Origin of the sequence: Streptomyces sp. NPDC006602 (assembly GCF_042870385.1) — a bacterium.
In the GTDB taxonomy this organism is placed as follows: domain Bacteria; phylum Actinomycetota; class Actinomycetes; order Streptomycetales; family Streptomycetaceae; genus Streptomyces.
In genome coordinates this window covers 49,577-64,715 of sequence record NZ_JBIAHG010000029.1, presented here as the reverse complement: position 1 = coordinate 64,715, position 15,139 = coordinate 49,577, and the positions used below count along the sequence as shown (strand labels likewise).

Genomic DNA, 15,139 nt, shown 5'->3' with positions numbered 1-15,139 from the left:
AACTGGGAGGACCGTCGTCCGTTTGGCGTGATCGGCCCTCCGGACAGACAGACGCCGAGCGCGTTCTGCGTTTTCCTCGGGGGAGGTCGAGCCAGGTGATCCTCACCGTCACGCTGAACACCGCTCTCGACATCACCTATCGCGTACGGTCCCTGCGCCCGCACACCTCCCACCGCGTCACGGACGTGACCGAACGGCCGGGCGGCAAGGGCGTGAACGTGGCCCGTGTCCTCGCGGCCCTGGGCCACGAGGTGACGGTCACGGGCTTCGCGGGCGGCGCGACGGGACGGGTCGTACAGCGGCAACTCACCACGACGCAGGGGGTGCTGGACGCCCTCGTCCCGGTCACCGGCGCCACCCGCCGCACGATCGCCGTCGTTGACGAACACACCGGCGACACGACCCAGCTCAACGAGCCCGGCCCGACGGTCACCCCGGCCGAGTGGTCCGCATTTCAGGACGCGTACGAGGATCTCGTCCCGTCGGCGTCCGCGGTGGCCCTGTGCGGCAGTCTGCCGCCGGGGGTGCCGGTGGGGGCGTACGCGGGACTCGTACGGACCGCGAAGGCGGCCGGCGTCCCCGTGCTTCTCGACACCAGCGGGGAGTCGCTGCGGCGCGGGGTGGCCGCCCGCCCCGACATCGTGAAGCCGAACGCCGACGAACTGGCCGAACTGACGGGCTCCCACGAGCCGTTGCGCGCCACGCAGGACGCCCGCCGACGTGGCGCCCGGTCCGTCGTGGCCTCCCTGGGCGACGAGGGCCTGCTCGCCGTCACTCCGGAGGGCCGCTGGCGAGCCACCCCGCCCACCCGCGTCCACGGCAACCCGACCGGCGCCGGCGACTCCGCGGTCGCGGGCCTCCTGTCGGGCCTCGTCGAACAACTCCCGTGGCCGGACCGCCTGGCCCGCGCGGTCGCCCTGTCGGCGGCGACGGTGATGGCGCCGGTGGCAGGGGAGTTCGACCGGGGGGCGTACGAGGAACTGGTGGGGCGGGTGACGGTGACAGGGGAGGTCAGCGCGGCGTGAACGCTACTGATCGACGTTTTCCGTCACGGAGAACTGATCGAGGTAGGCGTCGCACTGGTTGCCCTGCTGACACGAGAGCTCGATCGTGTTGGTGCCCTTGCTCAGGGTGACCTGACCCCAGGTGGTCTGCCAGCCCTTCTCCCAGTCACCCTTGGGCTGATTGGCGAAGTTCTTCAGGTTCAGCGGCTGCGTGTTGGCCTTGCCGTTGACCGTCAGCGTCGCGTTGGCATCGACGCCGGGGATGTCGTAACGGACGTAGAGCCGGTAGGTGCCGGCCTTCTCGATGCCGTTGACCGTCCAGGTGACCTTGGCACCGACCTGGTTGAAGCCCTGCACGTACACGCCGCCCTCGGACTGGGCGCCCTTCACGTCGGAGGCGAGGGTTGTGCCGCCCTCGAGACGCAGTGTCTTCGCGTCGGTCTTCGGGAGCTCACCGGCGGCCGCCGACTGCGAGGAAGACGCGCTCGGCTCGCTGCTCTGCGAAGTCGTCGGAGACGTGGACGCCTCGTTGCCGGCCGCGTCCTTCTCCCCGTCGCCGCCCATCATCGCCACCCCGATGCCGATGACGACTGCCGCGACGACCGCGATCGCGCCGATCAGCAGCCCCTTGGTGTTGGGGCCGCGGCGGCCGCCGCCACCGCCGTAGGGCGGTTGCTGCTGCTGGGTGGTGGGGGCGCTGCCCGGGAAGGTCTCGGGGGCGGCGTAGTGGGCGTTCGGCTGGGCGTGCCCGGCCGGCTGCGCGACCTGGCCGTAGGGCGCGGTCGCCGCGGCCGGGGCCTGCTGGCCGTACTGTCGCTGACCGACCGCACGCACCCGGTTGACGGAGCCCGGGTAGCCGTAGCCACCGCCGCCGGAGGGCGGCTGGGCGCCGTTGGCCTGTCCGTCGGCGTAGAGATAGCCGAACGGGTCGTCGTCCTCGGGCGTGCTCGCGCCGTTGTTGCCGGCCGTCATCCCTTGGTCTCCTCAGCGGGTGCGGGTGCGATTCGTGTGGTGAGAAGGGCGAGCCTACCCGCTCCGGATGGCCTGAACGGGTGACACGGATCGCATCAGCTCGCTGACCTGGGAGTCATCCGGCGCGTCGGTGTTGTTTGGGACGCGATCGTTTCTCTACGTACATCCGCTCGTCGGCCGACTTCAGCACCTCGTCCGCGGTCATCCCGCAGGACGCCCAGCCGATGCCGAAACTGGCGCCGACCCGCATGGCCCGGCCGTCGATCCGGATGGGCTGGATGATCTCGTTGCGCAGACGTACGGCGAGGTCCTGGGCGTCGGCCCGGCCGAGGCCGTCGGCCAGCACCACGAACTCGTCGCCGCCGAGACGGGCCACCGTGTCGCCGTCGCGGACACCGCGGGACAGCCGCCGGGCGACCTCGATGAGGACCGAGTCACCCGCGTTGTGCCCGAACCGGTCGTTGATCGACTTGAAGCCGTCGAGGTCGCAGAAGAGCACCGCGAGCCCCTTGGCGCCGTCGTCATGTTCACCCTCAGGGGCGACGGTGTGCACGTGGTGGTCGTAGCCGTCGTACACCTCGACTCCGGTCGACGGGAAGTCGAAGCCGTGGCCGTTCGAGTCGAAGGCCGGGTGGCCGAACGCCGCGTCCACCGGCTCGAGGGCGCCCGCGTGACCGGCACGCCGGCACAGCCGGGAGGAGAGCCGGGAGCGCAGCTCGGCGGAGTTCGGCAGGCCGGTGAGCGCGTCGTGCGAGGCGCGGTGGGCGAGTTGCAGCTCGCGGCGCTTGCGGTCCTCGATGTCCTCGACGTGCGTGAGGAGAAACCGGGGGCCGTCGGCGGCGTCGGCGACGACGGAGTTGCGCAGGTGCACCCAGACGTATGTGCCGTCGCGGCGCCCGAGCCTCAGTTCCGCGCGGCCGCCCTCGGCGGAGGTGCGGAGCAGGGTGCCTATGTCCTCGGGGTGGACGAGGTCGGAGAAGGAGTAGCGGCGCATCGCGGAGGCGGGGCGGCCCAGCAGGCGGCACAGGGCGTCGTTGGTGCGCAGGATCCGGCCGTGCTGGTCGCCGCCCATCTCGGCGATGGCCATGCCGGAGGGGGCGTACTCGAAGGCCTGCCGGAAGCTTTCCTCACTGGCCCGCAGAGCCTGCTGCTCCCTTTCGAGCCTGACCAGTGCGCGCTGCATATTGGCACGTAGACGCGCGTTGCTGATCGCGATGGCGGCCTGGAAGGTGTACATCTGGAGCGCTTCGCGCCCCCACGCGCCGGGCCGACGGCCGTTGCGCGGCCGGTCCACGGACAGCACGCCGATCAGCTCGCCGCACGAGCCGCCGGGCGGGCCGGGCGCGTACATGGGAGCGAAGAGCCTGTCGGAGGGGTGCCACTCGTCCTCGAAGCGGGGCGCGGGGCCGTCGGTGTACCACTGCGGTACGTCGTCGTCGTCGAGGACCCAGCCCTCGGTGTGCGGTATGAAGACCAGGTCGCCCCAGTGCTCGCCCATGCCCAGCCGGCGCTCCCAGGACTCGCGGGAGCCGACGCGGCCGGTGATCAGCGCCTCGGCGGCCGCGTTGCCGGCGAAGGCGGCGACGACGAGGTCGCCGTCGGGGCGTACGAGGTTCACGCACGCGAGTTCGTACCCGAGGGCGGTGACCACTCCGTCGGCCACGGTCTGCAGTGTGTCCGCGAGGCTGCGGGCCGTGTTCATGTCGGCCATGACCTGATGCAGCTGTCGCAGGGACGCAAGGCGGACGTAGGGCTCCGACTCGGTCTCCATGCTCGCCCTCCCCCCGAGACCTCGCAGCGAATCAAGGGTTCTCATCGGCGTATCGTCCTAGCAGCTTTCCCCGCCACTGAATCACAGCGCGCTGCTCACTCGGTACACAGGGTCAACAATTAGTCCGTCTTGTGACTCAAGTCACAGCGAAAGATGAACAATTGAGTAAGGTTTCTGTGTTTTTCCTGTGCGTTTACCGAACGCAAGCTTTGCGCGAATGGGCAGACCGGGAACTCGTCCCCGAGTCCTAGGACCGGTCTCGGCCGGAGGCCCGATGCGGCGCCGCCGTACCGGAGATTAGCGTTTCCGGCGTGCCGAACCCTCCCTATGTCACATCCGCCCCACACGTCGCTCCCGCCTCCGGGCATGCTGTGGGGGTGAGCAACGACGAGTTCCGCGCCGCCATGTCCCGGCTGGCCGCCGGCGTGGTCCTGGTGACCGCCCAGGAGGCGTCGCTCGACCCGGACGACCCGCAGGCCCCGGGGGGCGAGGACGTCGGCATGACGGCCACGGCCTTCATGTCGGTCTCCCTCGACCCGCCTCTGGTACTGGTCAGCCTGCGTGAGGGCTCCCGCATGGACGACCTGCTCGACGAGCAGCCCCTGTGGGCGGTGTCGGTCCTCTCCGAGAGCCAGCGGCACATCGCCGGCCGCTTCGCCATGAAGGGCCGCATCAGCGACCGCCTCCTCTTCGAGGACATCCCGTACGTCCGCGGCGAGGTGTCCGGCGCTCCCCTGGTGGGCGGCGCCCTGGCCACCCTGGAGTGCCGCACCCAGCAACGCGTGCCGGCCGGCGACCACGTCCTCGTGATCGGCCAGGTCCTGACAGCGGCCGTCCCGAGCGCGGACGGCGGCCCGCTGATGTATTTCCGGGGGCGCTACCGGCAGTTGGGCTGAATTCCGTGGCGGACCGGTGATCCACCGACCTAGGGTGCGCGCATGACCACGGCCTCTACGCCCCGCCTCGAAGAGATCACACCCCGCACCTTCGAGGCCGCGACCGGCATAAGGGTCCGCCCGGAACAGGAATTCGCGGTCTCCCCGGTGATGAAGTCCCTCGCCGAGGCGTACGTCCATCCCGCCGGCGTCGCCTGGCCCCGCCTGATCGTCGACGGCGACCGCCCGGTCGGCTTTCTCATGGCCTTCTTCGACATCGACTGGAAGGAGGACGGCACCCTCCTCCGCTCCGGCCTGTGGCGGCTGAACATCGCCGCCGGCGAACAGGGACGGGGCTACGGCCGGTTCGCCGTGGAGTCCGTGGCGGCCGAGATCCGCCGCCGGGGCGGCAAGGAGCTGTACGTCACCTGGCACGCCGGGCCGCACGGCCCCGAGAACTTCTACCTGGGGCTCGGCTTCCGGCCCAACGGGGAGACCAGCGAGGGGGAGATCGTCGGGGTGCTGGAGCTGTTGTAGCGGGCGCTGGAGCTGTTGTAGCGGGCGCTGGAGCTGCTGTAGCGACCCCCGGCGTCATCCCCAGTCGCGCCCGGTCCGCCCCCGCTTGGTGTCCGAGCGCTGCTTCTTCTCCCGCAGGCGGCGTTCGTTGATGCCGCGGGGGATCCGGGTGGGCCGGCGCGGCTTGGGCGGCGGGGCGGTCGCCTCGGCGAGGAGGGAGGCCAGGCGTACGGCGGCGGTCTCGCGGTTGCGCCACTGGGAGCGGTGCTCGGAAGCCCGTACGGTGACGACGCCGTCGACGAGGCGCCCGGCCAGCCTCTCCAGGGCTCGCTGCTTCCACACCTCGGGCAGGGCCTCGGTGCGGGCGAGGTCGAAGCGGAGCTCCACCTGCGAGTCGCTGGTGTTGACGTGCTGTCCGCCGGGCCCGGAGGACCGCGAGAAACGCCACATGAGCTCGGCCTCGGGAAGGGAGACGGAGCCGCGGATGACGTGGGGACCGGACATGGCGTCCATGTTCCCTGGTCTGTCCGGTCCACGTCACCCGAATATCTCGGGTAAAGAAAGTAAAGAGACCAGGAACCTCGCGTACCCCTCTCCGCGTTGGTACGGGTAGCTGTAGCTTCATGCTGCCGTACGTCTAACGAGGGAAGGACTCCCAACAATGGCTGTAAGCCTGTCCAAGGGTGGCAACGTCTCGCTCACCAAGGAGGCTCCGGGCCTGACGGCCGTCACCGTGGGCCTCGGCTGGGACGTCCGCACCACCACCGGCACGGACTTCGACCTCGACGCCTCCGCGATCGCGGTCAACACGCAGGGCAAGGTCTACTCGGACGCCCACTTCGTGTTCTTCAACAACAAGCAGACCCCGGACAACACCATCGTCCACACCGGCGACAACCGCACCGGCGAGGGCGCGGGCGACGACGAGGCGATCAAGGTCAACCTCGCGGGCCTCCCGGCCGACATCGAAAAGATCGTCTTCCCGGTCTCGATCTACGACGCCGAGAACCGTTCGCAGAACTTCGGCCAGGTCCGCAACGCCTACATCCGCATCCTGAACGAGGCCGGCGGCGCCGAGATCGCCCGCTACGACCTGTCGGAGGACGCGGCGACGGAGACGGCGATGGTCTTCGGTGAGCTGTACCGCAACGGCGCCGAGTGGAAGTTCCGCGCCGTCGGCCAGGGCTACGCCTCGGGCCTGGTCGGCATCGCCCAGGACTTCGGCGTGAACGTCTGATCCGACGTCCCACTGTTGCAGCCTGCCGAAGCCCCGGCCGTCACGACGGCCGGGGCTTCGGCCTTCCCGCGGCGGGGGCCGGCGGCGGGGCTTCGGCGTTCGGGCGGCCGGTGCTTCGGCGTTCCCGCCACCCCACCGCCGCACGGCCGATAGGTTGCCCGCGTGATCCTCACCCCCCTCCCCCTCGCCCCCGACCGCGACATCCCGGGCCCCCTGCTCACCGAACTCACCGCGCTCTACGCCGCCCACCGCGACTTCCACGCCCTCAGCGGCGACTTCCCGGACCCGGACGACATCCGCCCGGAGCAGGTGGCGGCCGCGCTGGCCGAGGAGGCGATGTTCCCGGGGGCGGAGGTGTCGCTGGCCCACAGCGAGGGGCGCCTGGTCGGGATCGCGATCACCCTCGACCGGCACCCCGACCCGGCCGACCCGGACCCGTGGATCGGCCTCCTGATGGTGGCGGCGGACGTGCAACGCCGGGGGTACGGACGCCGGTTGGCCGCACTCCTCGAGGACCGTTTCCGCGCCGCGGGCCGCACCGCCGTACGCCTGGCCGTCCTCGACGCCAATCCCAAGGGCCTCGCCTTCTGGACGGCCCTCGGCTACGAGGTGATCGACCACCGCGCGGACCGCGAACGCGGCCGTCCCTGCGCGGTACTGCGCAAGCCGCTGCGCACCCCGCGCCCCGCGGCCCGGATCGCCGTACTGGACCCCGACGGCTCGGTCTTCCTCTTCCGCTACGACAGCGACGAGGTCGGCTTCCACTGGGCCCTCCCCGGCGGCGGCCTCGAACCCGGCGAGAGCCCCCGCGAAGGCGCCCTGCGCGAACTCGCCGAGGAGACCGGCTGGACGGACCTCGAACCGGGCCCCCTGCTGTGCACCTGGGAGCACGACTTCACCCGCGCCGGCATCCCTGTCCGCCAGCACGACCACATCTACGTCGCCCGCGGCCCCCACCGCCCCCCGACCGGCGCCGGCCTGGCCGCCTCACACACCGAGGAGGGCATCCTCGCCTGGCGCTGGTGGACCCGTGAGGAGCTCGCCGAGGCCCCGGAGCCGGTGTGGCCGCCGGAACTGGCGCGGCTGCTGGACGAGTTGCACCCGTGACGGCAGATCACCGGACTCAGCCACGCGCCGGCTTGCCGTCCCCGTACAGCCAGTCCGCCCAGACCGCGTCGAAGTCCTTGCCGGGCGCCTGCTTCTCGACGTACGCCGTGAAGTCGGCCGTGTCCGCGTTGCCGTGGCGGTGGGCGGTGGCCCAGCCGCGGAGGAGGGCGCGGAAGGCGGTGTCGCCGACCGTCTGACGGATCTTGTGGAGGACCATCGCGCCGCGCTGGTAGACGGGCGTGCCGGACAGGTGCGCGGCGCTCGTCGGTTTCGCGGGCGGGAAGGACCAGAGGTCCTCGTAGGTCCGGTCGCCGTGGTCGTAGAGCGCGTCGAAGGTCTCCTGGGCGCTGTCACCGCCGTGCTCCTCCTGCCACAGCCACTCCGCGTACGTCGCGAAGCCCTCGTTGAGCCACATGTCCCGCCACGTCTTCGGCGTGACCGAGTTGCCGTACCACTGGTGCGCGAGCTCATGGACGAGGAGATCGGTGTCGGGGACGCCGGGGAAGACGGGCCGGTTCTGGGTCTCCAGGGCGTAGCCGGCGTCGCCGTCTCGGTCGACGATCGCCCCGGTGGAGGAGAAGGGGTACGGCCCGAAGACGTCCGCGGCCCAATCAATGATCTCGGGGATCTCCGCCGGCACCTTCCGGCTCGCTCCGGCCAGGGTCGGGTCGACGGCGACGTACACGGGCAGGCCGCCGGCGGTGGTGGAGCGGCGGATGTCGTAGTCACCGACGGCGAGCGTGGCGACGTGACTCGCCATGGGTTCGGTGGCGCGCCAGGTGAACGCCGTACGCCCCCCGGTGCTCCGCTCGCTCACCAACTCGCCGTTGGACACGGCTCGCAGGCCCTTGGGCACGGTCACCGTGACCTCGTACGACGCCTTGTCCGAGGGGTGGTGGTTGCCGGGGAACCACGCCATGGACCCGGTCGGCTCCCCGAGGGAGAGCGCCCCGTCCGCGGTGCGCAGCCAGCCCTCCTCGGAGCCGTCCGGGTCGGTGATCGTGCCGGGGGTGCCGTGGTACCGGACGGTCACGCGGAAGGTCGCGTCCTCGTCGACACCGGCGTGCGGGCGTACGGTCAGCTCCTGCCCGGCACGGTTCCAGCGGGCGCCCTTCCCGTCCACGGTGACCCCGTCGACGTCGAGCCCCTTGAGGTCGAGGTCGAAGGCGGAGAGGTCCTGGGTGGCGCGGGCGCTGATCGTCGCCGTGCCGGTGAGCCGGCCGGTGTCGGGCTCGTAGGCGAGGTCCAGGTCGTAGTGGGTGACGTCGTAGCCGCCGTTGCCCGCCTTGGGGAAGTACGGGTCGCGCACACCGGAGGCGCCGGGGCTGCCGTGCACCGCCCCGCCCCCGCCGCCATCGCACGCGGTCAGGGCGAGGACGAGGACGAGGACGAGAGACGTGCAGGTCGGGGCAAGGGGCGCGGATCGGGACACGCCGGTGATCCTATGAGTACGCGCGTGACACCATCACATACGTGCTCGACATCGGCTACGCCCTCTCCAACCGCTTCCCGGACCCCCCGCAGACCGACTACCGCCGCGCGGACGTCCACGCCCTGCGCCACGACCTGTTCTGCGGGGACGTCTACCTCGCCGACACCAAGGCCGACCGGGAACTGTCCACAGCCTGGGGATGGGTCCCGGTACTCGACTTCGCGTGGGCCCTGTGCGACATCGTCGAGCGCATCGACCGCGACCCGGCGGGCTCCCGCGCCGCCCGCCCCCAACGCGCCGAACTCGACTTCACCGAGTCCACCGACCGCATGCTCTTCGAGCGCCGCTTCGGCTGGGTCGACATCGAGGCCGACTGGATGCCGGCCGAGGAGCCCCCACTGAGCTTCTCCCACGCCGAACTCCGCAAGGAGGCCAGGGACTTCCTGCACGACCTGATCGCCGACCTGATCGACCTGCACGACGACCTGGGCGAGAACCCGGCGATCTGGACACTCCAGGCGCGGTTTCCCAGGGTGCGGTGAGCCCTCGGGGAGTCCCTGGGTGAGCCCGGTGGGTCCCCGGGATGAGCCGCCGCCCCCTCAGCCCTCCACCCGAATCCCCAGCTCCGCCGCCAGCACCCCCGCGAGATCCAGCAGCTGCGTAGGACTGATGACCGCCCCCGCCAGCCGGTCCACGCCACGCGCGATCTCCAGCGACGCGGCCCCGCGCAGATCGACGTCCTTCAGCGTGGCCGCGTTGAGATCGACCCCCTTCAGCTCGCAGTCCAGAAACTCGACCCGCTCCAGCCGGGCACCCCCGAAGTCCGGCTCGACCAGGACACAGCCCTGGAAGACGACGTCCTTGAGGCGGGCCGTGCGCAGGTTCAGGTAGTCGATCTTGCCGCCGCGGATCAGGACGCGCTCCAGGACGGCTCCGTGCATCTGCGTGCCGCCGAGCCGGGCGTCGACCAACTCGACGTCCCGCAGGGTCGACTCGGCCAGGTCGGTGCCCACACCCCGGATGCCGGTGAGGACCGAGTCCAGGACACGCGCATGGTGCAGCCGGGTCTCGTCCAGCGCGCACCCCGTCAGCGCGCAGTCCATGAAACGGGCGCCCCGCCCGTCCTGCCCGGCGAGGTCGGCCGCCACGAACTCCAGCCCGTCGTAGTCCCCGTCCGGCTCCAGCCCGCCGCCGCCGTACGGCTCCAGTGGCGGCAGCCTCACCTCCGGCCGCCGCGCCGACTTCACCCGGGCCCCGCCGACCCCATCCGTCCCGCCCACCGCTCTCCTCGCCATGCCCCCATGCTGCACCCCACCACTGACAATCGCCCTGACCTGCACAGACTCCCCCGATGTCACATTCCGGGGCCCTCAATCAGTCGTACTCACAGAACGGAGCACAACGGAACGGCACGAGAACCACCCCCGACCGAGGGAGACCCGAACCATGCACCGCATCACCGTCATCGGCGGCGGCTTCGCCGGACTCACCGCCGCCATCACCGCCGCCGAGGCGGGCGCCAAGGTCACCGTCCACGAAGCCCACCACACCCTCGGCGGACGGGCACGGACCGCCGAGGGGCAGTACAGGACGAACGAAGGACCGCACGCCCTCTACAACGGCGGCCCGCACTGGGTCTGGCTCAAGCAACGCGACCTCATCGGGCCGCTCGCGCCGATCCCGCCCCTGGAGGCCGCCCGGCTGCGGCTGCGGCACAAGGGCGTACTACGCCGCACCCCGCCCTTCGCGATGCTCAAGCTGCTGCGCCCAGGCGCCCGACAGGCGCCCGTCGACGTCGACTTCATGACCTGGGCGACCGAACTGGCCGGCGAGGAGGGCGCCCGGGCCGCCGCGCACCACTCCGCCGTCGCCGTCTTCCACCACGACCCGGGCTCCCTGGCCGCCGCGTTCGTGCAGGAACGCCTGCGCCGCGCCACCAAGCTCCCGCCCGAGGCCCACTACCCGCGCGGCGGCTGGGCCACCGTCATCGACCGGATGGCCGCCCGGGCCTGGAATCTGGGCGTCCGGATGGAGACGCTCTCCCGCGTCGACACCCTCCCCACCGACACGCCCGTCGTCGTCGCCACCTCGCTCGGCGCCGCCCGCCGCCTCCTCGGCGACGACTCGCTGACCTGGACCGGCGGCCGTACCACCCTCGTCGACCTCGCCGTACGCTCCCGGCGCGGCGACGCCTTCGCCGTCTGTGACCTCGACTCCCCCGGCTGGCTCGAGCGGTTCACCGCCCAGGACCGCTCCCTCGCCCCGGCCGGCGAGCAGCTCATCCAGGGGCAGATCCCGATCGCCCCGCACGAGACGAAGGCCGATGGCATCGCCCGCGCCGAGCAGCTCCTCGACCTCGCCTTCGAGGGCTGGCGCGAGCGCCTCACCTGGCGGCGCGAGGCCGTCGCGAACGGCCGTACCGGCGCCGTCGACCTGCCGGGGACCAGCTGGCGGGACCGGCCCGCCGTCGACCGCGGCGACGGTGTCTACCTCACGGGCGACCAGGTCGCCGCCCCCGGCGTGCTGTCCGAGGTCTCCTTCAACAGCGCCCTGACCGCGGTCTCACTGGCCCTCGGCCGGAACACCCTTGACCTCAAGCATGCTTGAGGTTGAAAAGTGGCTTCCTGACGACGCGTTCTGACGATGCGTTCCGATGGCGCGTTCCGGCGACGCGTCCTGACGACAGCACCAGCCACCGATGGGGGACCCCACATGCACGCCATCCGCCTGCACGCCTTCGGCCCGGCCGACAACCTCACCTACGAAGAGGTCGACGACCCGCGGCCCGGCCCCGGCCAGGTCCGTATCGCCGTAGCGGCGGCAGGAGTCCACCTCCTCGACACCGCCCTGCGCGAGGGCGCGCAGGGCCCCCTGCCCGAACCGCCCGCCCTGCCCACGATCCCCGGCCGCGAGGTCGCCGGCATCGTCGAGTCCCTCGGCGACGGCGTCGCCGCGCTCTGGCTCGGCAGGCGCGTCGTCGCCCACCTCGGATTCGCCCCCGGAGGCTACGCCGAACTCACCGTCACCGAGGTCGAACGCGTCCGTGAGATCCCCGCCAACCTGGACTTCGCCCAGGCCGTCGCCATGATCGGCACCGGCCGTACGACGATGGGGATCCTGCAGTTCGCCGAGCTCGGCCCCGACGCGGTCGCCGTGATCCCGGCCGCCGCCGGCGGCATCGGCACCCTCCTCGTCCAGTACGCCAAACACGCCGGCGCCACCGTCATCGGCCTCGCCGGCGGCCCCGAGAAGGCCGCCCGCGTCCAGGCGAACGGCGCCGACCTCGCCGTCGACTACAAGGCCCCCTCCTGGCCGGACAAGATCCGCGCCTACCTGGGCGGCCGTACCGCCACCGTCGTCCTCGACGGCGTCGGCGGCGACATCGCCCGCGAGACCGTCGCCCTGCTCGGCCCCGGTGGCAGGCACATCGTCTTCGGCTGGTCCGCGGAAGGCATCCACGACGGCGGGCCCTACCTCGTCGACGGTGTCTCCGAGCAGGTCCTCGGCCCCGTGATGATGCGGAAGGCCGGCGGCCCCGACCCCGTACGCACCCTCGAACTGCGCGCCCTCACCCAGGCCGCCGAGGGGCGCCTCATCCCCGCCGTACAACGCTTCCCGCTCGCCCGGGCCGCCGCGGCACACCGGGCCCTGGAGACCCGCGGGACAACCGGAAAGGTGGTTCTGGAGCCATGACCTCCTCGGATGCGACAGGCCGCGATCCGTGGTCTGCTGACCGAATGAGCGTCACCCCAACAGGTGATCACGCGAACGCCGATCCCCGCCGTTGGTGGGGCCTGGTGATCATCGCCCTCGCCCAGCTGATGGTCGTCCTCGACGCGACCATCGTGAACATCGCGCTCCCTTCCGCACAGCGCGACCTGGACATGTCCGACGGCAACCGCCAATGGGTCATCACCGCCTACACGCTCGCCTTCGGCGGACTCCTCCTGCTCGGCGGCCGCATCGCCGACCTCGTCGGCCGCAAACGCACCTTCATCATCGGCCTCATCGGCTTCGCCGCCGCCTCCGCACTCGGCGGCGCCGCCACCACCGCCGGCATGCTCTTCGGCGCCCGTGCCCTCCAGGGCGCCTTCGCCGCCGTACTCGCCCCCTCCGCGCTCTCCCTGCTGACGACGACCTTCACCGACCCCAAGGAACGCGGAAAGGCCTTCGGCATCTACGGCGCCCTCGCCGGCAGCGGCGCCGCCATCGGCTTCATCGTCGGCGGCCTGCTCACCGAGTACCTCGACTGGCGCTGGTGCCTCTACGTCAACGTTCCCATCGCCGTCATCGCCGTCATCGGGGCCCTCGCCCTCCTCCACGACCGCCCCGGCCACGCGGGCGCCCGCCTGGACGTCCCCGGCGTCCTGCTCGGCTGCGGCGGCCTCGTCGCGATCGTCTACGGCTTCAGCGAGGCCCAACCACGAGGCTGGACCGACGCCGTCGTCCTCACCCTCCTCGCCGCAGGAGTCGTACTCCTCACGACGTTCGTGTGGTGGCAGACCCGGGCCGCCCAGCCCCTGCTCCCCCTCCACATCATCAAGGACCGCAACCGCGCCGGCTGCTTCCTCACCATGGCCCTCGCCGTCATCGGCATGTTCGGCCTGTTCCTCTTCATGACCTACTACCTGCAGGTCATCCTCGGCTACTCCCCCGTGAAGACCGGCCTCGCCTTCCTCCCCCTCACCGCCTCGATCATCACCGGCTCCACCCAGATCTCGGCCCGCCTGATCAACCGCGTACCGCCCCGCATGCTCATGGTCCCCGGCATGATCCTCGCCTCCGCCGGCATGGTGCTCCTCACCCGGATGACCGCGGACAGCGAGTACGCCACCGACATCCTCCCCGCCCTGATCCTCATGGGCCTCGGCATGGGCCTCACCTTCATGCCGGTCTTCTCCACGGCCACCGCGGGCGTCGCACCCCAGGACGCCGGCGTCACCTCGGCCACCGTCAACACCTCACAGCAGGTGGGCGGTTCCATCGGCACGGCCCTCCTCAACACCATCGCCACCACCAGCAGCACCGCCTACGTCACCGCCCACCTCACCGACCCCGGCGGCCGCGCCCGGATCGCCAGGGAAGCCGTCGTCCACGGCTACACGGTCGCCATCTGGTGGGCCGCCGGCATCATGCTGCTGGCCGGCCTCATCGCGGGCCTGATGGTCACGACGAAGCCACCGAAGCAGGGCGCCCCGGCGGAGGCGGCGGTACCGGAGTCGGTGGCCTGACCAGATCCACGTGCCGGGGGCGCCGGGAACGAACGTCCACACCCTGTGGATATCCCCGGACAATTCGCGTGAGGCGATTCACGTACGCGAGTAGGGTCCGCATCGTGATCGACATTCCGGACGAGCTGGCCGCATCACAGGAGAAGTTCAACGGGAAAGCGGGCCGCGCCTTCATAGCCGGCCTGCCGGAACTGGCGGCCGAGTTCATGGAACGCTGGGAACTGACAGCCGACGGACGCCCGATGCACGGAGTCACCGCCCTGGTCCTGCCGGTCGTCCGCGCGGACGACACGCGCGCCGTACTGAAGCTGCAACTCCTCGACGACGAGAGCGAGGGCGAGCCCGTGGCCCTGCGCATCTGGAACGGCGACCGGGCCGTACGACTCCTCGATCACGACGAGAGCACCGGCACCATGCTCCTCGAACGCCTCGACCCCACCCGCATGCTGTCCCACCTGGGCGACACCCGAGAAGCGGTCCTCGTCATCGCCCGCCTCCTGACCCACCTCACCTCCGTACCCGCCCCCCGGGGCATGCGCCGCCTCGGCGACATGGCGCAGACCATGCTCGACCGGACCCCGTCGGCCCTGAACCACATCCCGGACCCGGAAACCCGCCGCCTGGTCACCGACTGCGCCGCCGCCGTACGCGAAGTCATCGACGAACCCGGCGACCGCCTCCTCCACTGGGACCTCCACGACGAGAACGTCCTCGCCTCCGACCGCGCCCCCTGGCTCGCCATCGACCCCAAACCCCTCGCCGGCGACCCCGGCTTCGAACTCTGGCCCGCCCTCCACAACCGCTTCGACGCCGACGAGATCCGCTGGCGCTTCGACGCCATGACCGACGTACTCGCCCTCGACCGCGCACGCGCGCGTGCCTGGACACTCGGCCGACTGCTCCAGAACACCCTGTGGGACATCGAGGACGGCCGCCCGCCGCAGCCCCGGCAGCTGGAAATCGCCAGGCGCCTGAGGAACCACGCGGGCTAGCC

The 15,139-nt window shown here is 71.4% G+C and carries 15 protein-coding genes; 10 read left to right on the top strand and 5 right to left on the bottom strand.

What is annotated here, in order from left to right; genetic code table 11:
* The first annotated feature begins 95 nt into the window (after positions 1 to 95).
* The gene (locus tag ACFYO2_RS39730; RefSeq protein ID WP_388359584.1) at positions 96 to 1,025 is read left to right on the top strand and encodes a 1-phosphofructokinase family hexose kinase; all 930 of its coding nucleotides are present in this window, start codon (positions 96 to 98) and stop codon (positions 1,023 to 1,025) included.
* Positions 1,026 to 1,028: 3 nt separating this feature from the next.
* Here the strand turns inward: ACFYO2_RS39730 and ACFYO2_RS39725 are convergent, their stop codons facing one another.
* A complete protein-coding gene (locus ACFYO2_RS39725; RefSeq protein WP_388359582.1) occupies positions 1,029 to 1,976 on the bottom strand; it encodes a CBM35 domain-containing protein in 948 nt (315 codons plus the stop codon).
* Between the two features lie 115 nt (positions 1,977 to 2,091).
* Complete coding sequence (cdgB, locus tag ACFYO2_RS39720; RefSeq protein ID WP_388359579.1) at positions 2,092 to 3,747, bottom strand: diguanylate cyclase CdgB; 1,656 nt, start codon at positions 3,745 to 3,747, stop codon at positions 2,092 to 2,094.
* A 311-nt stretch (positions 3,748 to 4,058) separates the two neighbouring features.
* Between cdgB and ACFYO2_RS39715 the strand changes: the two genes are divergently transcribed.
* Positions 4,059 to 4,643, top strand: coding sequence for a flavin reductase family protein (locus tag ACFYO2_RS39715; RefSeq protein WP_388359578.1), 585 nt, complete (start codon positions 4,059 to 4,061; stop codon positions 4,641 to 4,643).
* Between the two features lie 42 nt (positions 4,644 to 4,685).
* On the top strand, positions 4,686 to 5,159 hold the full coding sequence (locus ACFYO2_RS39710) for a GNAT family N-acetyltransferase (RefSeq protein ID WP_388359576.1): 474 nt from the start codon (positions 4,686 to 4,688) through the stop codon (positions 5,157 to 5,159).
* 54 nt (positions 5,160 to 5,213) lie between these two features.
* Here ACFYO2_RS39710 and arfB read toward each other — a convergent pair whose 3' ends face one another.
* Positions 5,214 to 5,651, bottom strand: coding sequence for an alternative ribosome rescue aminoacyl-tRNA hydrolase ArfB (gene arfB, locus ACFYO2_RS39705; RefSeq protein WP_388359574.1), 438 nt, complete (start codon positions 5,649 to 5,651; stop codon positions 5,214 to 5,216).
* 148 nt (positions 5,652 to 5,799) lie between these two features.
* Here arfB and ACFYO2_RS39700 point away from each other — a divergent pair, with 148 nt between their 5' ends.
* Entirely contained in the window at positions 5,800 to 6,375 is a 576-nt protein-coding gene (locus ACFYO2_RS39700) for a TerD family protein (RefSeq protein ID WP_388359571.1), read from the top strand.
* A 162-nt stretch (positions 6,376 to 6,537) separates the two neighbouring features.
* On the top strand, positions 6,538 to 7,482 hold the full coding sequence (locus ACFYO2_RS39695; RefSeq protein WP_388359570.1) for a GNAT family N-acetyltransferase: 945 nt from the start codon (positions 6,538 to 6,540) through the stop codon (positions 7,480 to 7,482).
* A gap of 16 nt (positions 7,483 to 7,498) precedes the next feature.
* Here the strand turns inward: ACFYO2_RS39695 and ACFYO2_RS39690 are convergent, their stop codons facing one another.
* Complete coding sequence (locus ACFYO2_RS39690; RefSeq protein ID WP_388359567.1) at positions 7,499 to 8,914, bottom strand: M1 family metallopeptidase; 1,416 nt, start codon at positions 8,912 to 8,914, stop codon at positions 7,499 to 7,501.
* 41 nt (positions 8,915 to 8,955) lie between these two features.
* Between ACFYO2_RS39690 and ACFYO2_RS39685 the strand changes: the two genes are divergently transcribed.
* Positions 8,956 to 9,456 carry a hypothetical protein gene (locus ACFYO2_RS39685; RefSeq protein ID WP_388359564.1) on the top strand — a complete coding sequence of 167 codons (501 nt, stop codon included), beginning with the start codon at positions 8,956 to 8,958 and terminating at the stop codon, positions 9,454 to 9,456.
* 57 nt (positions 9,457 to 9,513) lie between these two features.
* Here ACFYO2_RS39685 and ACFYO2_RS39680 read toward each other — a convergent pair whose 3' ends face one another.
* Positions 9,514 to 10,209: a pentapeptide repeat-containing protein gene (locus tag ACFYO2_RS39680; protein WP_388359561.1), complete on the bottom strand. Its 696-nt coding sequence runs from the start codon at positions 10,207 to 10,209 to the stop codon at positions 9,514 to 9,516.
* Between the two features lie 151 nt (positions 10,210 to 10,360).
* On the opposite strand from ACFYO2_RS39680, the gene ACFYO2_RS39675 reads away from it, so the two are divergent.
* From ACFYO2_RS39675 to ACFYO2_RS39660, 4 genes are all read left to right on the top strand, one after another.
* A complete protein-coding gene (locus tag ACFYO2_RS39675) occupies positions 10,361 to 11,521 on the top strand; it encodes an NAD(P)-binding protein (protein WP_388359558.1) in 1,161 nt (386 codons plus the stop codon).
* Between the two features lie 105 nt (positions 11,522 to 11,626).
* Positions 11,627 to 12,607: a zinc-binding dehydrogenase gene (locus ACFYO2_RS39670; protein ID WP_388359555.1), complete on the top strand. Its 981-nt coding sequence runs from the start codon at positions 11,627 to 11,629 to the stop codon at positions 12,605 to 12,607.
* A gap of 44 nt (positions 12,608 to 12,651) precedes the next feature.
* Complete coding sequence (locus ACFYO2_RS39665; RefSeq protein ID WP_388359552.1) at positions 12,652 to 14,145, top strand: MFS transporter; 1,494 nt, start codon at positions 12,652 to 12,654, stop codon at positions 14,143 to 14,145.
* A gap of 104 nt (positions 14,146 to 14,249) precedes the next feature.
* Entirely contained in the window at positions 14,250 to 15,137 is an 888-nt protein-coding gene (locus tag ACFYO2_RS39660; RefSeq protein WP_388359549.1) for an aminoglycoside phosphotransferase family protein, read from the top strand.
* Positions 15,138 to 15,139 lie beyond the last annotated feature (2 nt).